General features: G+C 43.6%; 20 protein-coding genes. 9 read left to right on the forward strand and 11 right to left on the reverse strand.

Going from position 1 to position 25,266, the window contains the following annotated elements; translation table 11 throughout:
* Positions 1-23 precede the first annotated feature (23 nt).
* Positions 24-980 carry an ester cyclase gene (locus MHM98_RS17800; RefSeq protein WP_239440750.1) on the reverse strand — a complete coding sequence of 319 codons (957 nt, stop codon included), beginning with the start codon at positions 978-980 and terminating at the stop codon, positions 24-26.
* A gap of 11 nt (positions 981-991) precedes the next feature.
* Positions 992-2,602, reverse strand: a complete 1,611-nt coding sequence (locus tag MHM98_RS17805) for a sodium/solute symporter (protein ID WP_239440751.1) — start codon at positions 2,600-2,602, stop codon at positions 992-994.
* A gap of 124 nt (positions 2,603-2,726) precedes the next feature.
* Here MHM98_RS17805 and MHM98_RS17810 point away from each other — a divergent pair, with 124 nt between their 5' ends.
* The 4 genes from MHM98_RS17810 to MHM98_RS17825 all read left to right on the forward strand — a co-directional run bounded on the left by MHM98_RS17810 (position 2,727) and on the right by MHM98_RS17825 (position 8,770).
* A complete protein-coding gene (locus tag MHM98_RS17810; protein WP_239440752.1) occupies positions 2,727-3,740 on the forward strand; it encodes a nuclear transport factor 2 family protein in 1,014 nt (337 codons plus the stop codon).
* A 15-nt stretch (positions 3,741-3,755) separates the two neighbouring features.
* On the forward strand, positions 3,756-4,763 hold the full coding sequence (locus MHM98_RS17815) for an ester cyclase (RefSeq protein WP_239440753.1): 1,008 nt from the start codon (positions 3,756-3,758) through the stop codon (positions 4,761-4,763).
* A gap of 395 nt (positions 4,764-5,158) precedes the next feature.
* Positions 5,159-7,558: a TonB-dependent receptor gene (locus MHM98_RS17820; protein WP_239440754.1), complete on the forward strand. Its 2,400-nt coding sequence runs from the start codon at positions 5,159-5,161 to the stop codon at positions 7,556-7,558.
* An 87-nt stretch (positions 7,559-7,645) separates the two neighbouring features.
* On the forward strand, positions 7,646-8,770 hold the full coding sequence (locus MHM98_RS17825; RefSeq protein WP_239440755.1) for a cobalamin-independent methionine synthase II family protein: 1,125 nt from the start codon (positions 7,646-7,648) through the stop codon (positions 8,768-8,770).
* A gap of 401 nt (positions 8,771-9,171) precedes the next feature.
* Here the strand turns inward: MHM98_RS17825 and MHM98_RS17830 are convergent, their stop codons facing one another.
* The 4 genes from MHM98_RS17830 to hisD are packed head-to-tail and all read right to left on the reverse strand — an operon-like array spanning position 9,172 to position 12,925.
* Complete coding sequence (locus tag MHM98_RS17830) at positions 9,172-9,936, reverse strand: aldolase/citrate lyase family protein (protein WP_239440756.1); 765 nt, start codon at positions 9,934-9,936, stop codon at positions 9,172-9,174.
* Positions 9,923-10,645 carry an alpha/beta hydrolase gene (locus tag MHM98_RS17835; RefSeq protein WP_239440757.1) on the reverse strand — a complete coding sequence of 241 codons (723 nt, stop codon included), beginning with the start codon at positions 10,643-10,645 and terminating at the stop codon, positions 9,923-9,925. The genes MHM98_RS17830 and MHM98_RS17835 overlap by 14 nt, the downstream gene beginning before the upstream one ends.
* Positions 10,620-11,639 (reverse strand): LacI family DNA-binding transcriptional regulator, encoded by a 1,020-nt coding sequence (locus tag MHM98_RS17840; RefSeq protein WP_239440758.1) that lies wholly within the window; start codon positions 11,637-11,639, stop codon positions 10,620-10,622. Before MHM98_RS17840 ends, MHM98_RS17835 begins: the two co-directional genes overlap by 26 nt.
* Positions 11,640-11,650: 11 nt before the next feature.
* On the reverse strand, positions 11,651-12,925 hold the full coding sequence (gene hisD, locus MHM98_RS17845; RefSeq protein WP_239440759.1) for a histidinol dehydrogenase: 1,275 nt from the start codon (positions 12,923-12,925) through the stop codon (positions 11,651-11,653).
* Positions 12,926-13,061: 136 nt separating this feature from the next.
* On the opposite strand from hisD, the gene MHM98_RS17850 reads away from it, so the two are divergent.
* Positions 13,062-13,781, forward strand: coding sequence for an SDR family NAD(P)-dependent oxidoreductase (locus tag MHM98_RS17850; protein ID WP_239440760.1), 720 nt, complete (start codon positions 13,062-13,064; stop codon positions 13,779-13,781).
* Positions 13,782-13,820: 39 nt separating this feature from the next.
* Positions 13,821-14,843 carry a cupin domain-containing protein gene (locus MHM98_RS17855; protein ID WP_239440761.1) on the forward strand — a complete coding sequence of 341 codons (1,023 nt, stop codon included), beginning with the start codon at positions 13,821-13,823 and terminating at the stop codon, positions 14,841-14,843.
* Positions 14,844-14,901: 58 nt separating this feature from the next.
* Here the strand turns inward: MHM98_RS17855 and MHM98_RS17860 are convergent, their stop codons facing one another.
* Positions 14,902-15,861, reverse strand: coding sequence for a kelch repeat-containing protein (locus MHM98_RS17860; RefSeq protein ID WP_239440762.1), 960 nt, complete (start codon positions 15,859-15,861; stop codon positions 14,902-14,904).
* A gap of 149 nt (positions 15,862-16,010) precedes the next feature.
* Positions 16,011-17,060: an alpha/beta hydrolase gene (locus tag MHM98_RS17865; RefSeq protein WP_239440763.1), complete on the reverse strand. Its 1,050-nt coding sequence runs from the start codon at positions 17,058-17,060 to the stop codon at positions 16,011-16,013.
* A gap of 123 nt (positions 17,061-17,183) precedes the next feature.
* Here MHM98_RS17865 and MHM98_RS17870 point away from each other — a divergent pair, with 123 nt between their 5' ends.
* On the forward strand, positions 17,184-18,086 hold the full coding sequence (locus MHM98_RS17870) for a LysR family transcriptional regulator (RefSeq protein ID WP_343229222.1): 903 nt from the start codon (positions 17,184-17,186) through the stop codon (positions 18,084-18,086).
* Between the two features lie 23 nt (positions 18,087-18,109).
* On the opposite strand, the gene arsH is transcribed toward MHM98_RS17870, so the two are convergent.
* Positions 18,110-18,817, reverse strand: a complete 708-nt coding sequence (arsH, locus tag MHM98_RS17875; RefSeq protein WP_239440764.1) for an arsenical resistance protein ArsH — start codon at positions 18,815-18,817, stop codon at positions 18,110-18,112.
* A gap of 74 nt (positions 18,818-18,891) precedes the next feature.
* Positions 18,892-20,163, reverse strand: a complete 1,272-nt coding sequence (locus tag MHM98_RS17880; protein ID WP_239440765.1) for an acyltransferase family protein — start codon at positions 20,161-20,163, stop codon at positions 18,892-18,894.
* A 166-nt stretch (positions 20,164-20,329) separates the two neighbouring features.
* Here MHM98_RS17880 and MHM98_RS17885 point away from each other — a divergent pair, with 166 nt between their 5' ends.
* Positions 20,330-21,178, forward strand: coding sequence for a LytTR family DNA-binding domain-containing protein (locus MHM98_RS17885; RefSeq protein WP_239440766.1), 849 nt, complete (start codon positions 20,330-20,332; stop codon positions 21,176-21,178).
* Positions 21,179-21,343: 165 nt separating this feature from the next.
* Positions 21,344-23,851 carry an EAL domain-containing protein gene (locus MHM98_RS17890; protein WP_239440767.1) on the forward strand — a complete coding sequence of 836 codons (2,508 nt, stop codon included), beginning with the start codon at positions 21,344-21,346 and terminating at the stop codon, positions 23,849-23,851.
* A gap of 24 nt (positions 23,852-23,875) precedes the next feature.
* On the opposite strand, the gene MHM98_RS17895 is transcribed toward MHM98_RS17890, so the two are convergent.
* Positions 23,876-25,246: a 5-methyltetrahydrofolate--homocysteine methyltransferase gene (locus tag MHM98_RS17895; RefSeq protein WP_239440768.1), complete on the reverse strand. Its 1,371-nt coding sequence runs from the start codon at positions 25,244-25,246 to the stop codon at positions 23,876-23,878.
* Positions 25,247-25,266 lie beyond the last annotated feature (20 nt).

Raw genomic sequence — 25,266 nt, forward strand, 5'->3', positions numbered from 1 at the left:
CACGGCGTACTTTGTTATTGGTATTAGAGGTTGTGAGCTAATTTCATCATTTCGAACACGTCTAAGCCCATTTGCTTACACATGTGAATAATGTCGATGCCAACCCAGTTTTCTTTTAGTTTGTCACCTTCGCGACGCCAGATATCCATCACGCGAAGTTCTAGCTCTTTGCCACATGGAGGTAGGCCTAACCAGCCGCCTACTAGGTGTGAACCGTGCATGTGTGGCCAACCGCCTGTTGATACATAGTTACCTTTCTTGATGATGGTGGCCTTGTGATCAACCACGCGATCAGGGAAGCTAAATACGAATGGGCCTTGGTGATGTTTTCTGAAACCGTCGATACCACGTGTAGTACCAACACCTGCAGGGCCGTACCACATGAAGTCACTGTGCCAGTAATCTTCTAGTTTCATACTCGTGAGAGATTTACCATCGAAACGACCAAGTTCGTCGAGCATATCCATGACAAGTTTTTCGGTAACATCAGCTTCACTTGCGTCTTGTTCTAACGGTGCTAAGCCATCCATGGTTGTTGGTGGCATGATTAAGCCGTCGTGACCTAAGCTCTTACGCAGCGGGTTAACGCCTGCTTGGTTCATTACATCTAAGAAATCTAGAATGATGTAGTAATCGGCAATCTTTCCGTCAGTTAATTGAACCAACTCAGTAAAGCGCAGGTACAGCGATTTACCCGTTGCTGGGATATCCAACAAGCTTTGGCTAAAAGTACCTGTGAAGTAACCTGTTGCAGCAACCCATTGCTGTCCTTGGTATTCGCTATCAAATTCGATAAAGGCTTTACGCTCGATATCTGGTAATGATTGGCTTAATACGCTCCAGTAATCGGTTTTGACGTTATCTAGACCTTCGATGTCATTTAACGGATGTGAAACGTGCAGTTTCATATCACTTTGTGCGAATTGCGCTACGTCGCCGTTGTGGCGTAATGCTTGATAAAAATTATTGATAATTGACATAGTGTTCCCCGTTAAACAATGTATTGCAGTGATGCAAGGAAAATTAAGGTGCCGATAAAGAAGGCGAATAACCAGTAGTTAATCGGGTCAACTTTACCCGGAATGCGATACCAACCATTTTCTTTTTCTGGTAAGCCTTCGCGTGCAAATTTAGCCATTTGGCCTTTGACAGTGTATTCAGATACTTCTGTCTGCTTACCGTCGATTAAACGGCTAGCGATAATTGTAATAATGACGTTAGTTGCTGCGCCGATTAGACAGTACCAAGGCCATGCGATGTCGGTGCTAAGTGCCACTGCTGCAACGACAATAAAGCCAACACCTGTCCCCACCAATAAGCCGTTTTCGGTGGCTTGTTTTGAGAAAAAGCCAAGGGCGAACATACCGAGTTGTGCACCGACAAAGTAAGACCCCACTTGACTCAGTACTTCTAAGATCGAGCCGGAGCTATGGAGGTGGTACATAATGGCTGGGAAGATAATAATCAGCGCCCAAAATACGGTGAAGTAACGCGATGCTTTCAGATAGTGAGCATCTGATTCGTTTTTCTTAAAGTACTTCTTGTAGAAATCAAGCGTGGCTATGGTTGATAGCGAGTTAAAGGCGGAGTCTAGACTCGACATAGAAGCGGCCATAACAGCGGCTGCAATAATACCCATCAAGCCCGGCATACCGTAGTCGGCAGCGAATTGTAAAATGATGGTGTTTTCATCTTCAAAGGTTTTGCCTTGGTAGTAGCTGTAGAACAGCACACCTAATACGATAAAGAAGAAGTAGATAAAGAAGGCTACGAATCCCATAAGAAGATACGATTTTTTCGCATCGCCGATATTCTTAGCAGCTAGGGTACGTTGAACCATCATCTGGTTAGTACCGTATACCGTGGTGTGGTATAGGGCCATTGCAATAACACCACTCCACACGGTACTGGTTAATGACAAGTCCCAGTCAGTCAGTAGTGGATTGAGTTTACCTTGTTCTTTTAATTGGCCTAATGAATCCATAACCGAGAAATTGCTCTCAGTTGTAAGGGCGTAGAAGATAATGCCTGCACTTGCAAATAGAATGACGGATTGAATAACATCGGTCCAAATTACCGCCGTAATACCGCCTAACACGGTGTAAACTAAGGCAATAATGGTTACTATGACAATGGCTAGAATAACATCCATACCAGTGATGAAACTCAATACCACTGAAGTAGCATAGAGTACTGCAGCGGAGGACATGGTTTGAGAAACTAACCAAATACTTGAGATCAATGCACGAGCACGTTTACCAAAACGCTTTTCTTGATACTCATATATTGAGGCAACGCCGGCATTATAAAAGAACGGGAAGAAGAAAATGATCACCGCCATGATAACGAGCGGGTAGTTAAGGTGGATTGCAATAACGCTTAGACCTTCATTATAGGCCCAAGCTGGAGCGCCTAAGAAAGTTAAAGCACTTACATAAGTAGCAATAACGGAAATACCTATTGCCCACCAAGGGGTTGTTTTTCTTCCAATATAAAAGTCTTGATCAGTCTCGATCTTTTTACCGATTACTACACCTAAAAGCAGGTTAGCAACGATGTAAACTATCAAGATGCTCCAGTTGATTGCGCCAAATTCGATCATGGGGTCGCCTCGGTTTATTGAATTATTTTTCTTAGCGTGTGGTTTTTATCATATTGACTTCGAAGTCAATAGTAAATACATTCTTAACCCATAATGACAAAAAACTGAACAACGGATAAACAAAATGAGTAATTTTCAACAAGAAAAGTCTCTAGTTATCAAGTATTTTGATGAGTTAGAGCAGGCGTCAGTCGATACGCTTTCGCAAGTACAACAGCGCTACATAAATGATGAATATGAATTTTTTGGCGTTTATCCCTTTAACAAAATTAACAATTTGAGTGATGTGACCCAGCAAGTGTGGCAACCGCTATACCATTCTTTTAGCAACATTCAGCGCCGCCAAGACGTATTCATGGCAGGAAAAAATGAAGTAAGCGGTGAAAACTGGGTTATGAGCATGGGACACTTCATGGGCTTGTTTGATAATGATTGGTTGGGAATTCCCGCAAATCGCAAGGTAGCTATGGTGCGGTATGCTGAATTTAACTGTGTTGAAAACGGTAAGATTACCAAGACGGGCTTATGGCTAGATATTATTGGTCTAATGCATCAAGTTGGAATTAACCCATTGCCGCCGCAAACTGGTGCGTCTTTTGTCTATCCGGGACCTCGCCATCACAACGGTTTGTTATTTGATGAACATGAGCCAGCGCAAGCTGAAAAAACTCTAACCGTGCTCAATACCATGATTGAAGATTTGAGCAAGCTAAACCAAACCGCTAATGATCGCGCGGGACCTGAGGTAATGGAAAAGAACTGGCATAACGATATGGTGTGGTATGGCCCTGCGGGAATAGGCGCAACCTATACTATTGGTCGTTATCAAGAGCAGCACATGTATCCATTTAGAGAAGGTTTACACGATAAGGTATTCAATGGTCATGTATGTCGTTTCGCCGAGGGCAATTTTGCCTGTTTCTTTGGTTGGCCAAATTTATCAAACAAAGCTAAAGGTGGTTTCTTAGGATTGCCTAGTGGTGATGTGAGAGCCGATATGCGAGTGGTTGATGTTTATTATCGCGAGGGTGACAAACTACTCGAGAACTGGGTACTTATAGATATTCCTTATTGGCTTAAACAGCAGGGCGTCGATATCTTAGAGCGCACCGCTAATATCGTTAACCCGAAGCGCTAAAAGCAGGAGTAGGATATGAGTTCTCTGTTGAGTAATAAACAACGGGTAGTTGAGTTAAGTAAGGCGTTATATAACTTTGACGCCACTGAAGTTCAGCAACAACTTAGCGACTTGTTTGCAGATGATGCCTTAGTGCAACTGTGTTATCCATTTGAAACTTTAGCCAATGCTCAAGCGCTATATGATGAAGCGATTGCTAGTTTGCAACGAGCTTTCCCTGATTTGGAACGGCGCGATACCATTATTATGTCTGGTACTACGGAACGTGGCGATGATTGGGTTGGATGCTGCGGCTATTATTGCGGAACCTTTGCTAACGCTTGGTTAGATATTCCACCGACAGGCCATATGGCGGCAATGCGCTTTCATGAATTTTACAAATTTGTCGATGGCAAGGTGGTGGAATACCAAGCTATTTGGGACATCCCCGAGCTGATGATGCAAGCTAATGCTTGGCCAATGGTACCCAGCTTAGGACGTGAATGGCATGTGCCTGGACCTGCTACTCTCGATGGTATTAGTTTAAAGACACAGGATAGTGCAGTGACTGCTAAATCCTTGCAAGTAGTCGTTGATATGTGTGATGCCTTGGGGAATCACGCGACAGGTGGTGTCGAGGCAATGCGACTGACCGATTATTGGCATCCTCGTTGTTCGTGGTATGGGCCATCGGGGATTGGTACAGCTCGTACCTTAACTGGTTTTAGAAACTGGCATCAAATTCCATTTCTCAATGGCTTACCAGATCGTGTTGGCGACCCCCATTTGGGGCATGCCTTTGCAGATGACAGTTATGTTGGTTATACCGCATGGCCGGGGATGTTTATGACAGTCAATGGCAGTGGTTGGCTAGGAATTGCCCCAGGGAATCAGAAGATTTCGATGCGTAGTCTTGATTTTTGGCGTGTTGAAGGCGATTTAATTCGCGAAAACTGGGTGCTTATCGATTTGTTGTCGGTTTACGATCAGTTGGGAGTCGATGTATTAGCCCGAATGCGTGAGTTTAATAAAGCTAGGGTCTAGTTAGGTTTTCTCTAGCAGTGTTCTGCTATCAATTTATATTAAAGGCGCTTCGGCGCCTTTTTTATTGAATAGCTAATCACATAATATGAATACTCAATCAAATTTTGTGAAGGTAATTGTATAAAGATATACAATTATGACTTCGCAGTACTAAAATTGATATTGGAAATTGTTAAAAAATATTATGTATACAAATCAATGGTTAGTGTGTTTTTGTTAAGGTTTCTTGTCGATTTTGGTTAGTTGTTTGTTAATTGATTTTTAAATTTAATTGACTTGTTTGTGAATCCGAAGTACAAATATATTGTGATTACAAAATAAACACTATTTACAACAATAAGAGAAATTCACAGCAAAGAGCTTGTAGGCAGTGCCGCAAGTAAGGGGAACCACAAATGAAGTCAAATGCGTATAAAACGTTAACCAAGTCGGTTGTTGCATTGGCCGTCGCTAATGCGATGATTCTTCCTTCAGCAATGGCTGAAGATGCAAAGAAAGACGCGGCGAAAAAGAAGAAAGAAGTTGAAACCATTATGGTTACAGCTAACCGTCAAGCGCAAAGTTTGCAAGAAGTATCATCGTCGATCACTGCCATGGGTGATGAAGACATTGAGCGCGCCGGTATTGTTGATCTGACTGGCTTGGACAGTGTTGTTCCTGGTCTAAAAGTAGGTAGTTCAGGCGGTGAAGTTCGTCCGGCAATGCGTGGTGCTCGTACTAACGAGGTTGGTGTTGCAGGTACTGGTATCGCTGAGCAGGTTGTTGGTATTTTCCAAGATGGCATCTATGTGCCGACGACAACAGCCGGTTTAGGCGCCTTTGTTGATGTTGAGCGAATTGAAGTTTTACGTGGTCCTCAAGGTACTTTATACGGTCGTAATACTTTTGCAGGCAGTATTAATGTTATTACCAAGCAACCTGTTATGGATTCATTTGAAGGTAACGTTAAAGTCACCACGGGTTCATATAATCGCAGTGCCTACGAGGGTATTTTAAATATTCCAATGAGCGATAAAGTAGCAACGCGTGTAGTTGTTGCTTCAGATCGTCACGACGGCATTATCGAAAACCACGTTTTACCTGGTCCGTCTGATGATTTACGTGAAAAGAATCAATTTTATGCACGCTCTGTAACCCGTTACGAAGCGAGCGAAGACGTTAACTTTACCGTGCGTTTAGATTACTCAAAGAAAGATGCAAACTCAGAAGCAATCTGGGGTTATCAACAAATCGCCGGTTATCAAATCTCAGAAACGTCACCTGGCTCAGGCGTATTTAATCCAGATGCCACAGTGAGCAGCGGTCATATTTATCAGCCTGGCAATGCTCAACGCGACGATAAAGGACCTTACGATGTTTATCGCAACGCGTTCTCGTTAGACAAACAGGAAACGTTTTCAGCAACAACCGTACTTGATTATTACGGCGATGGCATCGAAGTAAAATGGACAACCAACTATTCAGAGCTCTCTGGTTCTCAATTTTACGATAACGATTATAGTGATGGCGGTTTAGATTTCGTTGGTGGTTTTGGTCGTAAAGATGATCAGAAAAATCTATCGACAGAATTACAACTGTCTTCAAATCACGAAGGCCCACTGCAGTGGATCGCTGGTTTGTACTATTACGATCAAGAAGCTGATTGGTCTTGGTTGTGGCGTGAAGATACGACGGGTGATGGCACGGCCGATAGTATCGTAGTTCCAAGCTGGGGTAACCCTGATTACGATCCGCACACGGTTGATTCTATTGCGGTATTTGGTCAATTGCGCTATGAAGTGTCTGACGACCTGCGCTTAGTCGGTGGTCTGCGTTATAACAAAGACGAGAAAACCTTTACTGGCGATAGTATTCCAGACTGGGATGATGACGCTGTGCTTTGGAAACTAGCGATTGAGTACGATTACAGCGATGACACTATGTTATATGCAAGTGCTGCAACTGGTTACCGTACTGGTGGTGCAAATGACGCGCGTGTAGTTTCTCGCGGCGCAAATGCGCTATACGATAACGAAGAAGTTATCTCGTATGAATTCGGTGCTAAAACCATGTTGTTAGATGGTGCTATGCGCTTTAATGCTGCTGCATTTATTAATGAATATGACGATGTTAAAGCACAGTTATTCGCAGTAGCTTGTAATGATACAACTTCAGGTCAAACCATTCTTGAGTGTGTTGCTGAAGGCAGCCAAACGACTTTCGAATATTATGAAAATGGCGGTGGTATTGAATCTGTTGGTGCAGAGTTTGAATTACAATGGTACCCAACAGATGAGTTAACTATTGCGGGTTCATTCGCTTACCTAGATTCTTCATTTACAGATGATTACGCTGTAGGTAACTCTGAACTACGTCCGTTACTTGGCTTGGGTAACTTAAATGGTCGCCAAGACGTTAATGACAACAATAGTCAGTTTAGCTTTAAAGGTTGGAGTCCTGCGATGTCTCCTGAATTTACCTTGGGCTTAACGGCTACTTATGAGCATGATTTAGGCGATGGCGCTTATCTAATTCCACATATCTCGATTAACTATTCAGACGATTACTATGCGTTTGATACTAATATCGATGAAGTGAAAGTGGATGCTCATGCAATGGTGAACGCTCGTGTATCATACATTATGAGTGAAAATGTTCAGGTTGATTTCTTCGTTCAGAACTTAACAGATGAAGAAGTGTTAACCCGTGGTGTTGTTCATTCACAAATTGTGAATGGCGCGCCAGCTAACTCGGTACAAGCGAACTGGAATAATCCACGCACTTGGGGCTTGAGTTTAAAATATTCATTTGAATAAATTTGTCTTAATTCCGTAAAGACTTTAGCCGAGTAGCCGTGTCAGCTACTTGGCTTTTTTTGTTTATAGCATATAGAGAAGAGAGTTATGTCTAAACCTATTCGCACCACCCATGTTGGGTCTTTGCCTCGTGATCAAGAGGTTGTCGATTTTATTTTTGCCAAGGAAAACGGTGAAGCGTTTAGTCAGTCGGAATTTGACGAAACAATGCAGCGTCACGTTAGTGATGTGGTTAAGAAACAGGTCGACTTGGGCATTGATATTGTCTCTGATGGTGAAACTTCAAAAATTTCTTATGCGACCTATGTTAAAGATCGTTATAGTGGCTTTAGTGGTGATAGTCAGCGCAATGCCCCTGCTGATTTAAAACTGTTTCCACAGTTTTTAGAACGCTTAGCTAAACAAGGCGGCACACCGACGTATGCGCGTCCGATGTGTACTGGTGAAGTTGCGGTGAAAGATACTCATGATTTGCATGCTGATATTAAGCATGTGACGAGTGCGCTAAATGAGCACAAAGCGGCTAAAGGATTTATGAATGCCGCTTCGCCGGGTGTTATTGCGTTGTTCTTACCTAATCAATATTATCCGTCGCGTGAAGCCTATCTCGAGCAACTAGCCAAGGTTATGCGTCAGGAATATCAAGCGATTATCGATGCGGGACTAGATCTGCAATTAGATTGTCCTGATTTGGCGTTATCTCGTCATATGTTGTTTAACGATTTAAGTGATGATGAGTTTCTTAAGATTGCAGCACAGCATGTTGAAGCACTTAATTTCGCTCTGGAAGGCATTCCGGCAGAGAAAGTGCGTGTCCACATCTGTTGGGGGAATTATGAAGGTCCGCATGTATGTGATATTTCTATGGACAAAATGTTTAACACCTTGATGAGTGTTAATGCCGATCAGTTGTTATTTGAAACAGCGAATCCGCGTCACGGCCATGAGTGGCAGGTGTTTGCTGAGCGAAAACTCGAAATCCCTGAATCAAAAATTCTGATGCCTGGGGTTATCGATAGCACAAGTAACTTTGTCGAACATCCGCAATTAGTAGCGCAGCGCGTGAAGCAGTTTGTTGATATTGTTGGTCGTGATCGCGTTGTGGCGAGCACTGACTGTGGTTTTGGTACTTTTGCTGGCTTTGGCTCAGTAGCGCCTGATATTGCCTATGCTAAGTTACAAAGTTTGGTGGATGGCGCGAAGTTGGTTTAATAATTTCTTAAAGTCAAATGCTCGTCGTAACTCTTAATGTGTTAGATAGTTACGCGAAAACTTCTATATTGGAGCATAATTTGGTGTGCTTGTGAGATTCCTTTGGTTAATTGAAGCCTTTCGAAAGCACACCAGTTACTTTTCTTTGCGTCGCCAAAGAAAAGTAACCAAAAGAAAGGCGACCCGTGATTTAGCGTTGATTCTTAAATGATAAATTGCCTATTCAATACCGTATTTGATCCGCATCCCTGCGGCAAATACTCAAAAATCATCCCTGATTTTTGCATTGGTCAATTTCTAATTTAAGACGCTAAATGGCGGGAGCTGGCCGCGCTATAAGCCTAGAAAAACCTTAACTGTTTAGCGTTACGATAATTAGATATTTTCTGATGTTAAAGAGATTAACCATTTTTAGCTTGTTCAAAACGCGCTTGTAAATTGCGGGCGCCTGCGAGCATAAAGCTGTGATCTGAGCCTAATAGGAATAGTGACACCTTCTGTTCTAGCCATTGCTCTAATTCATCTAAATTGGCGATAAACATGCCTGTCGTCACTCCGTATTTATTCGCTGTTGCGACAATTTTTTCCACGGTTTCTATAACGATAGGGGCGTTGGGATTGGTTTCGCCGAGGGCAACAGTTAAGTCCATGCGGCCTATGAACAAACAGTGCAATCCTTCCACTTCGCAAATTTCATCGAGACAGTCTAACGCGTCTAAATCTTCGATCTGCGCAATGATTGTGGTATTCGCTTTGTTGTGGGCAAGGTTTTTGTCTATGGCGCTGGTGGTGTAACTAGCCATTCTAGTTGAGCCGGCATAGCCCCTACCGTTGTGGCCGTAGTAGCTATTAGCGATAACTTTTTCTAACTGTTGTGGTGTTTTAACGTGAGGTACGACTATGCCATCGGCACCTAAATCTAAGGCGTTGAGTATTGTATCGTGATGATCGTTAGGGATGCGTACTATCACGTGTTGCTGATTAGCGCGAGCGGCTAAAATGCAGCTGTCGAGATCTGCACGGCCAAATGGTGCGTGTTCGGCATCTAGGCACAATGTGTTAAAGCCTAGTTGTGATAACACCTCCGTGTTATGCGGATGTGGCGTTTTGATAAAGGTGCCGAGCAGAGGTGCTTTGTCGGCGAGTGCTTGATTAAACTGACTCATGTGTTTGCTCCAGCCATTGTTCGATGATGGCTTTGATTTGTTGTGGCTGTTCTAACAATGCGAAATGGCCTGAATTGTTGAGTATATGCAACTCACTGTGCTTGACTATGCCTGCCATGAAAATCTGATGCAGTGGTGGACAAGGAACGTCATCTTGACTGCCTATTATCAGTGTTGGACGATCAAATTTAGACAATTCTTCTGTCGAATCAGGTCGATTAGCTAGGATCGATAGTTGAGATTCAAAAACCTCAACACCGAGTTGATTAGCCATGCTGACAACTATCTCGGCATTGATATTATTGACATCGCTAAAGTAATTAGCGAGATAGTGCTCTCGTAAAACAGATTCCAGACCATGGCTCTTCGATTTGGCGAGGTGAAGGTCTCTTGTCTGTTTTCGTCCTGGTAGATCTGCGTGACAATTGCTGTTGATTAAACACAGACCAGCGACGAGGTGTGGATAGGTGCGAATAAAGTCGAATGCGATCATGCCACCCATCGAGAAACCAACCAGTATCACTGGTTGTTCGCCAATGTGTTGTTTTATGAGCTCGGTAGTTTGCGATAGCGAGCTTTCAGTAGTTACATCAACGCTAACACTATTAAAGTGTTCACTATTGATGATGGGTGTGAACACATCCCTAGTGCAAAGCGTACCAGGGAGAAAGACTAGTGTCGGTTTATTTGACTGTTTTTGCTGGGCCAACGGTTTGTCCTTCTAATAAGGAGCCGGACCACACTCTTAACTGCGCTGGATCGTCAGGTGATTCTATCTGTTCGAGCAGTATTTCCACCGCCGCTTTTGTCATTTGCTCAAGCGGCTGCTTGATGGTCGTTAACTGATAACTGTGCCAAGCTACGGCAGCGACACCATCGAAACCTACGACAGACAGATCTTCTGGTACTCTGAGATTCCAGTTGCTACGCGCTTCGTCGATAACACCAATTGCCATAGTATCGTTACTACAAATGACTGCTGTGGGGGCAGGGTTATTTTGCATCCACTGGGCAAAAGCGTCACGTCCGGATTGGTAACTGTAATCACCATGCAATATGGGGACGTCGTTATGACCGTATGACGACAATGCGTTGACAGCACAGGTTAAACGTTCTTGGGCAACGTCAGACGCTTGATAACCACCAATGATTAGGTAGTCGCGATGTTGATGTTCGTGAAGTAGGGTAACTAATTGCAGAATTCCCTGCTGGTGATTAACACAAACTGAGCTTGCAGTTTGACTCGGCACCACGCGATTAAATAAAACGACAGGGATATTGTGATCTTTAAATTGTTCGATACTTTCGTTGTCGAAATGAGCTGCAAGGGCAATAACTCCATCGACTTGGAAGGTCCAAATTTGCTCTAAAATTTCGTCTAATCCTTCGGCATCATCTAGATTAAACAATAGCACTCGTTCGTCTTTATCCGCCAAATGCTTGTTTAACATAGATAATACCTCAGGGAAATTGAGGTTTGCACGCGAGGATAAGATAACGGCTACCATGCCAGAACGCTTGGTTATTAACATACGCGCAATGGCATTAGGTTTATATCCCAGCTCTTTGGCAGTCGTTAATACCTTGTCTCTAGTTTTTTTAGAGACACTTCGTCCTTTTAAAAAGACTCGTGAAACAGCTGACTGAGAGACTCCAGCTGCTTCTGCGACGTCATAAGAGGTAACGCGTTTTTTCTTATCCAATGCAAATTTCTCTATTTCTCGTATCTTCTCAAGCGGATATCTGCTTGCTCTTTGTGACCAGCAAAACCTTCGACCGCACACAAGCGAGAACAGTAGTTGCCAACAACGACAGATGCTTCTTCAGTAACCTTTTGGAAAGTACAGGTTTTAATGAACTTACCTACCCAAAGTCCGCCAGTATAACGCGCTGCTTTTTTAGTTGGAAGAGTGTGGTTAGTACCGATACATTTATCGCCGTAAGACACGTTTGTCTCAGGACCTAGGAATAACGCACCGAAGTTTTGCATATTGTCTTTGAAGTAGTCGACGTTTTCTGTCATTACTTGTACGTGTTCAAAGGCTAGATCGTTAGCAACATCAAGCATTTCTTCGTAAGTGTCACAGACAATCACTTCACCAAAATCACGCCATGCTTGGCCTGCTACATCTGCAGTTGGCAAGATAGTTAGCTGACGCTCAACCTCTGCCATGGTGTCTTTAGCAAGTTTTTCGCTGTTGGTTAGTAGTACTGCCGGTGAGTTAATACCGTGCTCGGCTTGACCTAATAAGTCAGCGGCACATAATTCACCGTCAACTGACTCGTCGGCAATAACTAGCGTTTCAGTTGGGCCAGCGAATAAATCGATACCGACACGACCAAACAGTTGACGTTTAGCTTCAGCAACGAATGCGTTACCTGGACCAACAATCATGTCTACAGGTGCGATAGTTTCAGTACCAATTGCCATAGCAGCAACGGCTTGAACACCACCAAAACAGTAAATTTCATCAGCGCCAGCCATGTCCATTGCTACAACGATAGCTGGAGATGGTTTGCCGTCGAAAGGAGGAGCACAGGCAATAACGCGTTTAACACCAGCGACTTTAGCCGTGACTACACTCATGTGAGCAGAAGCTACTAGCGGATATTTACCACCCGGAACGTAACAACCAACAGATTCCATGGCAATGTGCTTATGACCTAGTGTCACACCCGGAATGGTCTCTACTTCAACGTCTTTCATTGAATCACGTTGAATTTGTGCGAAGTTACGAACTTGTGTTTGTGCCCATTTGATATCTTCAATGGTTTGCTCACTTACTTCTTCATAACAAGCAGCAATTTCTTCTTTCGAAAGCCTGAATGACTCCGGAGTCCATTTGTCAAAGTTTTCTGAGTAATTTCTTACTGCTTGGTCACCATTCTTCTCGATATCGGCAATGATGTCTTCTACGATAGATTGAACCTTCTTGTTAGATTCGACTTTTTCTTCCTGCGTGGGGCCTTTCTTGAGGTAATTGATCATTTCTTGCTCCAGTTTTTGTAGTTTTATTGATCTAAAATAACAATATTTTCTTGATTGTAAATTCATCGTACTGAATAATGACTTCGAATGCAAAATAAACTTTGGGTGAATTATGTTCGGTTTTAATGAAACGCTTTTGAAAGATAAAACAGTGCTTATTACAGGTGCTGGTAAAGGAATCGGTCGTGCCTGCGCTTTAATGGCTGCCAAATGTGGTGCAAATGTTATTGCTGTAGCACGTACTCAATCAGACTTGGAATCGTTACAAGCAGAAGCACCTGATCAGATAGAGGTGTGGGTTGATGATGTCTCGGCGGCGAGTTTTGCGGCTAAAGTGAAAGCCTTGCCTCAGCTACATGGCTTAATTAATAACGTTGGTACTAATCGCGTGTCATCGATGTTAGAGCAAGCCGATGAAGATTTAGATGCGGTTATCGATCTTAATCTAAAGAGTTTGTACCGTACCGCAAAAGCGGCATTAACACCTATGCTCAACGCTGGTGGTGGTTCAATCGTTAATATGTCTTCACAAATGGCTTATGTCGGGTCGCCCGGACGTACTTTGTATTGTATGTCTAAACACGGTGTTGAAGGCTTAAGTAAGGCAATGGGGGTTGAACTTGCGCCACAAGGAATTCGCGTTAATTCAGTCGCACCCACTTTTGTATTAACCCCACTTACCGAACCAATGTTTGAAGATGAAGCATTTAAGTCATTTGTCTTCGACATGATCCCCATGAAAAAACTTGCCACAACCGACGATGTCGCTAATGCCTGCTTGTTCTTGTTAAGTGACCTTGCAGCTATGGTCACTGGTACTTGTATCAAGGTTGACGGCGGTTGGACAGCCCAATAACAGATAAAAACACAATAGAGTCACACGAGGAAAAAACACATGTCATTAGAAAATAGAGCCGTTAGATATCAAGATTTAAAACCATGTACCAATGCATTTATTGACACCCGCAGTCCGGGTTCAGATAAGAAAGAAAACTTTACCGTTATTGGCCCAGGTGTTGCTGAAAACCCTGACCAACATGTGCATATTAGCATTGCCCACGGCTTTAACATCGGTGGTGCGCGTCAACCAGCTGGCTGTCTTAACTCGCAACATAGCCATTTAACCGAAGAAGTTTTTGTGGTTCACACGGGTAAATGGGACTTCATATCTGGTGTTAATGCTGATGATGGACGCGTGACACTAGACCACGGCGATATCATTTCTATTCCAATGGATGTTTTCCGTGGCTTTGAGTGTTTAGAAGGTGTGACTGAAGGTGATAGAGATAACTTAGGTTATTTACATGCTGTATTAGGTGGCGATGATCCTGGCCGCGTATTATGGGCGCCGAAAGTATTTGAGATGGCAAAAGAGTTTGGTTTAATTCTAATGGAAGATGGCTCGCTAGTAGATACAACCTTGGGCGAAGAAGTCCCTGAAGGTAAAAAGCCAATGCCTGTAACGTCACAAGCTCAAATCGATGAACACCGCGTTGTTTCAAGCGAAGCTTTGGAATCTATTGTTATCCGCACCAGTGATTTCGATTGGGGTCAAGACACTGTGTTGTCGCAATTTGAAGGCGTACAAGAGGTGTCTTTAGTAGGCGGAGATAGCCCAGAAGAGGGAATCACTGCATCAAAACTCGGCTGGAAACACGGTTTTGTTGTTCGCGGATTGAAATTGCAAAGTGGCGCGAGTGTACCTGCTCATAAACGTGCTGAAGAAGAAGTTATTTTTGTTCACCAAGGAGTAATTAAACTGGTTGTCGACGGTGAAACGATTGAGCTAGGCGAAGGAGATAACTTCACTACACCAATTGGTTCGGTGCGTTCATTTGAAAATACTGCCAGTGATGAATCTATTTACTACGTGACTCGCGGTGGCGATCAACCTGCGGCACCACAATTCGATCTTTAATCTCCATTCAATGCTGCGGTAATTTTACCGCAGCATTCTAGCCTGAGATCAGGCCATTCTATAACTTAAACACTTGAATATTATCTAGATTAGGACCCCTTACATCGGCGGTGCCTCCTGATACGTAAATCGTACCATCCATCATAGTTGCCGCTGTATGACGTGCGGGAACGTAATCCAGGTTAGCTTTAGCCCATTGTTTAGTTTTAAAATCAAAGCTGTAAGTGGCTGTGGTATCTAGGTAGTTACCAAAGACGTAAAGCTTATCACCTGATAATGCTAGTGAATGTGCGCTAATGCGATAAGGCATGTTTGGCAGTGTTTGCCAGCGGTTGAGCTTGGTGTTGTAGCGCTCGAATGTGTTGAGACTTTGTTTACCGTTGTAGCCGCCGACGAGGTAGACGTAATCACCTTTTACAAACGCTTCGCTCGCTTTGGCTATTGGCATGTCTTGGCCACGCATCCATTTATTGCTTGCGATGTCGTATACAGAAACTAAACGTTGATATTTAGTGGTCCCTGCACGAGGAAAACTACCACCGAATACGAATATCTTTCCGTCTTTATAAACGGCGGTATTTGTGCGCGTTGGTGCCGGTAGTTTTTTAACTTGCGTCACTTGATGTGTTCGCGTGTTAAATACCTCTACCGTTTTTTCATGCTGATACTTGTCGCCATGCGTGCTAATACCACCGAGAATGTAGATTGACTCTTTGCCATCCCATACCGCCGAGAAATAGCGTCTTGCGATGACTTTCTGCGTAAGTTTGGTGGATTTATTAGTTTTTGGATCGATGATCTCAATCGAAGACAGCAGTCTATTACCCGATGCGCCGCCAATAACGTAGAGCTTTTCGCCATCATTTACCATGGCATGAGCATAGCGTCTGCCGTTTAACTCCAGTTTATTTGGCGTGGTGACTATGGTTTCACGGTGTTGCTTAGGAGTACTCTCACATCCTGAGAGTGTTAAGGCGATGAGCGAAGTGATCATTAATAGTGATTTGAAATTTGCCATTGTGGATTTCCCTTTCTATTTCAGTGAACTAGCATAATCAATTAAAGTGACTAAGGCAAAGAATAACAGTAAGGAATGACACGTAAGTTGATGCATAGTTAGGCCGTAACAAGTTGTTACGGCTTAGGGGAATCGCTGTGTTCTATCGACTATTTCAATGTCTTGTTGTAGAACTTGGTTAAGCGATTAACAGCTTGATCTACGTATTTGTCTTGATCGTAAAGATCGAAGTGGTTAGCGCCTTTGATCTTAAATAGTTGTGCATTACCGCCTTTGTCTAATCCTTTCTTTACTGCTATTTCGCTGAAGTATGCAGATAGAGCATCTGTACCAATCACTGCTAAGAATGGTGTATCGCCTAGTAACTCCATGTGCTCAGATGGATTAAATGCATAACGCGTGTCTAATGACATTGCAGCGCGCAAAGGTGTGTAGTTTGGTGCACCACCACCGCGTTGTGGATTGCGGTAATAATCAGCGGCACGTTCCCAGAACTTGTTCATGGTTTTAGCTTTTTCCATCGATGGAATGCCATCAACTAGCACCACTTCACCCGTTTCAAAGTACTTCTGGCGAGCGTCACTCGCCATTTTAATTTGCTGGCGATATTGTTCCACTGGATTACCCGTTAGCGTATCCATGTATTGCGTTGCGCCGCCCATGCCGTAGTCGGTGAAATCAACAAAACCACTGACGGTTGCTACAGAATCTAGACGAGTGTCTTGCATGGCGGTTTGTAGGCTGTAACCTGCACCAGAACATACGCCAAGTTCACCAATACGATTAGCATCTACACCAGGGAAGGTGCGAATGAAGCTAATGGCGTTTTTAATATCTTCGACTTTCATTGGCGCATTTTCCATACCGCGTGGATAGCCGCCACTTTCGCCGTAAGTGCGGTGGTCGAAGGCCAGGGTGATAAAGCCTTTTTTCGCTAATTTTTCAGCGTAGATACCCGCTGTTTGTTCTTTGATGCCGCTGGCTGGTGTAATTACGACAATCGCTGGATAGCTTTTCTTAGCATCGTAATGCGGCGGTAGGAATACATTGCCCGCGATGCGTGTTTGCTCACTCATGAAGCTAACTTTGTTTTTACCGCTGTGATAGTCAGCGCCTAGAAACGAGTCTGCAAATACAGGAGCAGTGCTTAGCATGGCCGAGGTAATTAATGACAAGCTTAATAGTTTGACTTTGTTCATTGTGTTCTCCGATTTGAGGTGATTAATAAGTCGGAAAACATTGTATTAATCTCGTAATTGTTAATATATAGGGTATAGTTTACATAACTGTTAACTAAAAGTTTCCAATAGGACGTTTAAATCATGCCGATGTTGAAGCAAGTGAGCCTGTCAGATATCAAAACCTTTGTTGAATTAGCGCAAGCGGGTAGTTTTACCAAGGCTGCCGAGCGGCTTAACTGTTCACGCGCTAATGTCTCTAAGCAATTGGCACAACTAGAAAGCGATTTAGGCGTGACCTTATTGGTACGCACCACGCGAACGCAGCATTTAACGCCGCAAGGCGAAGCATTTTTCGAGCGTTGTAAGAAATCTCTCGACGGTATTTATCACGCCATTGACCGAGCGCTAGAAGGCGCCGATGCGCTGGCGGGGACTATTAAAATCAACTCTGTCGGTGGGCAGATTGGTGAAGAAATTATCGCGCCTATGGTGAGTGAGTTTATGGCGCAGCATCCGAATATTAGCGTGGATTTAGATTTTTCTAGTCGCCGTGTCGATTTGATCTCTGGCGAGTTCGACTTTGTATTTCGGATGGGAGAGCTGGTGGACTCTTCGCTAATTGGCCGCAAGCTTACTGACATTGAGGTGGGAGTTTACGCTAGTCCTGCTTACATAAATGAACATGGTCACCCTAACGATCCTAAAGGATTAGCGCATCATCGTTGTATCACAGGATCTTTGCGTAATTGGAGCTTTATAAACAACGATAGTCAGCAAGCAGTTGAAGTGACGATTGACGGTAATCTCACCTGTAAAAATGGCCGCATCATGGTGTCGAATGCGCTGGCGGGCAATGGCATTATTCGAGTGCCTAAGCTTTATTGTCAGCAAGAAATCGAGCAGGGTTTGTTGTTACCGCTGCTCGATGAGTGGCACGTAAAATCGACGCCTTTCTATTTGGTTTACGCGCAAGATAAACATCAACCGATGCGTCTACGTGCCTTTAAAGAGTTTGTAATGGAGAATTTTCAGCGCTTTTTGTGATTGAGGTTCTCCATTGGTTAGCACTAACAACATGTGGCTTCAGAAGAGCAGCGCTCGCGACACAGCGCTTTTCGCTCAGAGTATCGATCGACAAGATAGTCACTTTTATCACGTGTCAGCAGCGTAAATTTCACTAACTCTTCACAGACATCGACGATGCGATCGTAAAAGGCCGAGGGTTTCATGCGATCGTTATCATCAAATTCTTGCCACGCTTTAGCAACTGATGATTGATTGGGAATGGTCAGCATACGCATCCAACGGCCTAGAATTCGCAACTGATTAACGGTGTTAAAAGATTGCGAGCCACCTTCTACTTGCATTACGGCCAGTGTTTTTCCCTGCGTCGGACGAATCGCTCCCATTGATAGAGGCACCCAGTCGAGTTGGTTTTTGATGATGCTCGACATATTGCCGTGCTTTTCTGGAGAGCACCAGACTTGCCCCTCTGACCACGCCATTAACTCTCGCAGCTCTTGCACCTTCGGGTGACTCTCATACCGACTATCGGCAATGGGTAGTTCTTGTGGGTTAAAAATGCGTGTTTCACACCCCAAGGCTTGTAAGATTCGCGCTGATTCTTCAACGACGAGTCGGCTAAACGAGCGTTTTCGTAATGAACCGTATAACAACAAGATACGCGGCGGATGAGCTTGTTCATCTTTGTTATTCAGCGCACCTATTGTCGGTGCTTGGAATACGTCTTTTACAATATTGGATAAGTCTTTCATTGGAGTCTCTGTTAGTTAGCTTCCTAACTAAGACGAGGCAAGATTGAAAAAGACGACATTCTTTACGTAAAAAGTTAGAAAATAATCTCTAAGCCGATAACCAACATGGCCACTGCACTTATAAACCTTCCAATAAAGGTAATTGATTTTCTGTAGCGCTTTTTCATCTTTAGTCCGAATAGAAAGCGCAAGACATCGATACGTTTAATCAACTCAAATAAGGCGAAACAGCCAATCGTCGTTAGAAATATGACTAGTGTCGGTTCTACGATTGGCCCTAAAGAGTGCGCTGTTAAATGGTAGCCAATAACAATAATTAAGGTTTGGTGGAGCATGTAAAAGGGGTACACGGCTTCATTGAGATAATTTAAACGTGCTGATGGCTTGTTTAAATAATGATAGCCAAAACCAAAGGCGCAAAAGATGCCCGTGATGCGCATGATGTTGTATATCATTAATCCAATAGCGCTGATCCATTCTGGCTTGCCTTCAGGGTTAAGCCATACCATGTTGTAGAAAGTGATAACGATGCTAGCACATGCAATAAGAGTGATAAGTAATGGAATTCGCAGCGCTGTAACACGATGCCAGAAATTAGCATGCCAGCCAATGAGGTAGCCATAAAGCATGCAAGTGAATCCGACGGCGTAACGAGTATCATCGCCTTCCAAGGTAAGACTAAAAGTAAATAATGGCAGCGAAAATGTTAGAACAATCACTGTAATATGTCTGTTCATTAACCAGTTGGTCGCTCGTGTTACCAATGTCGTATTGAGCAATGGCGCTAGCAATAAAATGACGAGTGAGTATTTCCATAGGGAACGTAAAAACCAAAGGTGATTAACGTCGACATGCGGCCAGATCCCAGATGAATACTTATCGAAAACCTGAGTGTTAGGATTATAGAACTCCTGCATAAAAGTCCAAAAATCCATAGATAAGTCGTTATTTTGCGTCATTTCGACATAAAGTTGCGGTGGCACAACTACCAAGATGCCAAAGAGCAGTGGAATTAAGATACGTAAAGAACGTTGATAGATAAATCTGGCTGCCGTGATCTTAGCCAAGATAAATTTAATGGCGATGCCAGCGATAACCCAGAGTATTGCCATACGCCATGGCTGTATGAGTAGCATGACGCTTTCTAGTGTTTCGCTGCGATATTGGCTTTTAGCGTGGAAGCCCCAGTTCTCGACATAGAACATGCCGCTGTGAAACAAGATGAGTAAGCCGAATGCTAAGACTCTTAACCAATCGAGATCGTGGCGACGGGGAGGTAATTCGGTGACATCTGGTACAAATAATTGTTGGATAGTGTCTCTAAATTTCGATTTTAATGGTGACATTGGTCGCGCCGGCTAGGATTCAGTGGTGAGTATCCTGCCGGAAATACATTGGAGATATTTATAAAAAGTGTCGTATTTACAATGAGTAGGGATAAGCGGCAATATAGTGTGATGAAATATTTTTGAAGATTCTTCAATTTCACGTCGAATCATTTAAGCTGATGCCATGAGTAAATTAAAACATTTTCAACGTTTCAAAACGGCCTACGAAGTTGGGGCTATCTGTTTGCTGTTTTTCATTAATAGTGTGCTTTTAGCGACCTCGACAATTATGGAAGCCGCTAGAAATTCAAAAGACTTATCTTTTAGCGTGTGGGAGCCGTTTGTATGGGAGTTCTCTAGTGCTATCAGTGCATTACTACTATTTCCATTGATCATTGTTGCTTTTAAGCGATGGCCGATTGGTTGGGGGCGAATGGCTCATACTTTGAAAATGATTTTCATAGGTTCAATCGCTTTTTCGCTTTTACATGTTGCCATTATGGTGGCGTTGAGAGAGGGCGTTTACTGGCTGGTTGGGAAAGATTATGACTTCGGTGATATCTGGTTCGAATTGCTTTATGAATATCGCAAAGATTTATGGAGCTTTATAGGCTTTGTCGTTTTTATTCAAGGGTATGATTTTATCTTTAGCAGATTGCAGGGAGAGGCAACTGCTGTCGCTGACAGTGAAGATGAACCCGAAGTGAAAATGCTTGAACGACTATTAGTTAAAAAGCTCGGCAAAGAATTTATCGTAAACGTTAAAGATATCGAATGGTTAGAATCATCGGGAAACTATGTCAACTTGCATATTAAAGGGCGTATTTATCCGATGCGAGCAACATTGACCAAGTTAATTTCGCAATTGGAAGCACAAGGGTTTTGTCGCGTTCACCGCAGTGCTGCTGTCAATATGAGTAATATTGAATCTATTGAACCGACAGGCAATGGCGATAGTGAAATCACCTTGCTATCCGGCAAAAAACTCAGTCTATCTCGGCGTTTTAAAGACGAATTCAAATTGACGATTTAAATGTTATTATCAATAAGACTTTCTTACAATTTAGAACTAAAAATTAGCCCTTTTTGATTTAAGTCAATTATGCTTCGGCTTTGTCAAAATGCGCGGTTGCGATGTGGTAGCATCGCTCAACTTACGTGAAAAATAGACAGATGGTGAGGCGGTCGTCGGTCAACTATGAATGATAGTGCTCTAGATAATGTTATAGAGCGCAGAGTCGTTACGTGCAGCAAAGAAACTTCATTGCGAGAAGCAACTAAGTTGATGCATCAGCGACATTGCAGCTCGATCATTATTACTCAACAAAATATTCCAATTGGTATTTGGACAGAAGCTGATGCGTTAAAGGTTAACATTCATCAGCCAAGCGTTTTTGACTGCGAAATTTCACAGTTTATGTCGACGCGCATCCATACCATAGGCATTGAAATGTCATTAAATGACGCAACATTGGAGCTAAAACGCAACAATGTACGTCATCTTGTGGTTGTGAACGACGAAGAGCAACTTGTTGGCGTACTGTCACAAAGTGACATCGTGATCCATCAAGATGCAACGCATTTCTTGAGTATGACTCAGGTACAAACTGTCTTACCGGAACATACCCAACTTAATTTCGATATTAGCGGCACTCTTATCGAAGCAATTCGCCATATGGGAATTCATCAATGTGATGCATTAGTCATTGTTGAAGACGATAAACCAATTGGTTTGCTGACCGAACGCGATGTGGTGCGTTTAATGGCGCTTAACCAACTGCAACTACCGCTTATCGATGCCATTAGTAAGCCGTTAATTACCGTGCCTAAAGGCATGAGTTTGTTATCTATTCGCTCATTTATGGAAAAGCGCCACATCCGTCACCTCGGCGTTGACGATGATGATGGCACCCTTATCGGTATTATTTCATTTTCTGACATTCTCAATCGCATCGAGCAAAGTTATGTTTCTCGGCTCCGCAGCGCGCTGGCGAGTAGCGAAGCATCACTTAAAGAAAAAGAATTCAATTTGCACATGGCTCATGCCCTTATTGAAGCCTCTGATGATGGCATCATGGTGGCGGATGAAAATGCGATCATTCAATCGGTAAACCCTGCTTTTAGCATTCTTACTGGCTATACCGAAGAGGAAGCGGTGGGTAAGCCGGCGAGTTTATTAAGCTCAGGTCAACACGATAAGAGTTTTTACGATGAAATGTGGGCAACGATTAGCCAACATGGTCGTTGGCAGGGAGAGATTTGGAATCGTCGTAAAAACGGCGAGGTTTACCCTGAATGGTTAACCATCACGCGCATCAAAGAGCCGATTAAACAAACCGTTTTGTACGCTGGAATTTTTAACGATATTACCGAGCGTAAAAATTCCGAGACGATGATCGAACATTTAGCGTATTACGATCCGCTAACAAAGTTGCCCAATCGTCAGTTATTTTACGATCGCTTAGATGCCGCATTATTGCAAGCTAACGCCCACAAGAATCAATTGGCGGTGTTATTTGTCGATTTAGATCACTTTAAACGCATTAATGATTCGTTAGGTCATTCGGTAGGTGATCAGGTGTTGTGCGAAGTGGCAGATCGTTTTGCCGATTGCTTGTCTGAGGTCGATACCATCGCTCGTATTGGTGGTGATGAGCTTGTGGTGATGCTCAACGATATCGAAGAACAAGCAGATGTTTATCGTTCTGCACAGCGTATCGTCGATAGTTTGAATAAGCCGTTGTCTATTGTCGGTCGTGAGCTGATGATGACTACCAGTGTTGGCTGTGCCATTTATCCGCAAGATGGCGACACTCGCGAAGAGCTGCTTAAACACGCTGATAGTGCGATGTATCGCGCTAAAGCTGAAGGGCGCAATCGCTTTTGTTTATTCTCGGCACAAATGAATGAACAATCGCAACGTCAATTAGCAATGGAATCGCGTTTGCGTCAAGCATTGAAAAACAATGAATTTAGCTTGGTCTATCAACCAAAAGTTAATGCACAAACTTACGACATTGAATCGGTTGAGGCGCTAATTCGTTGGCGCGATCCCGTCAATGGCGATGTACCACCGAGTTTATTCATTCCATTGGCTGAAGAACTCGGGCTCATTGAAGAAATTGGTCATTGGGTGCTCGTTGAAGCAATGCGCCAAGGCAAAGCATGGCAAGATGAACACGGTATTTCGATGCGTGTTTCTGTCAATGTCTCAGCGCGGCAATTGATTAGTGAATCCTTGGTTAGCCAAATCAAGAATGGTATTGCTGAAACGGGATTTCAGCCTTATCTGCTGGATATTGAAGTTACAGAAACCAGTGCGTTAAACGGCATCGATACTATGATCAGTTGTCTGACTGCGATTCGCGATATGGGGGCGACGGTGTCGATGGATGATTTTGGTACCGGTTATTCAAGTTTGAGTATGCTGACTAAAATGCCATTGGATTTCTTGAAAATCGATCGCAGCTTTATGGATGGCATTCCCGGCAATATCGGCAACGAAGAGTTAATTTCTACAATCGTTGTTATGGCGCATAACCTGAATTTACGCGTGGTTGCAGAAGGGGTAGAAACGCTAGAACAGCTACAGTTTTTACAAGATTTGGCGTGTGAATATATTCAGGGTTATTACTTTAGCAAACCCGTTGATGCGAAGGATATCGTCGATTTAGCCACACATGGCATTGCTCCTAACCTCGATTAGGAGCAATGACAATATCAGAGCACCTTAGTGAGCGTGCTCTTCTTTTATTCCCAACCAGCTGATGTTAGCAGGCGTGAAGTCTAGACTTAGCGCCGTAGTTACATCGCCATCTTCTAAATCAACCGCAACGATAGACTTAGCTAGTGGATCGCTAATGTAAGCAAGGTGCGTGTGCTGTGAAATCACTAAGCTAAAGTTTTGACCATCAGGCATTGTCGATACATCTTGCTCGGTGAAATCAACGCGAGAGCTAAATTCCCATTCGATTGCACCGTCGTGTACGTGTTGCTCTAGTAGCGTTAAGTAACCTTGGTTATCTAGGATAACGAAAACATCACCTTCGGCTGAGAAACCGTAAGACACTGGCGCTGCATCGGTTTGTGGTTGCCAATCAATAGCTTCCATTTCACCGCCCGCTGCATTAACAGTCACTAAAATTGGTGTTGTACCACGGGCTGACGCCACACCGATTAGCGAGTCGTGCTCGTGGTGACCATATAGGGTGCCAACGCGGCGAGTGTCAAAGTTATCTAGATTAGCGATTTTGCTAACATCAAAATCATGGCCGTCATCTTTGGCTAAGAACACGCCGTCACCACAACCAAAGGCAACATAGCCTTTAGATTGCGCTGCACCGTGTAGATTAGGACAAGTGAGTTCAAAGATAACGTCTTGCTCATATTCGTCACCGTGCTTGTGATAAACCGCAACTTGGTCTGGCAAGATTTTCGCCGTTGATGTACTGCTTGCATCGTCGCGACGTACCGTTGTTAAGATGAAATCACCACGTGGCTCGGCAACACCGTGCATGTTCATATCAAAGCTAATGACTTCGCTATCTGTTTTAGCTGCGGTAATGTTTTCATCGGTCAGTAAATTTACCGACGCCGCAATGCTACCGTCTTCTGCGCCGTCATTGAAAATCGCCATAGCGCCGTCGTGTTTTACCACGTGCGTTGGACGGCTGCTGTCGATATGAAAATCGATTGCTGCTGGTGCTTGCTCATAATCATGTAAATGCGCTACATGATCTTCACGCCATAAGCCACCATCGATAAATCCGGTGTGGCCGTTGTCGCGGTTAGTAACAACAAGGTAGCGATACCCGACTGATGCAGTGATACGACTGCCGCTGTGGGTTGTTGCAAATTGGCCTAATAATTCGCTGTCGTCTAAATCGAAGATGGCAATGTTATCGCTATCTGGTGAGCTGATCGCTAAGCGACCTAAGCTATCGATCGTAATGTCGCCGTGACCGCCGTGTCCGTGATCATCATCAGCTGCAGGTTTCTCAGGCTCTTTCTCGACGATGTTGGTTTCAGCATCGCCACAACCAGTTAACAATAAGCTACTGCACAGAGTTGCAATTAAGCTTAGTTTCATTGTTTTTTTCATGATAGTTCCTTGTTAATAAA

Source organism: Psychrobium sp. MM17-31, assembly GCF_022347785.1.
Classification (GTDB): Bacteria; Pseudomonadota; Gammaproteobacteria; order Enterobacterales; family Psychrobiaceae; genus Psychrobium.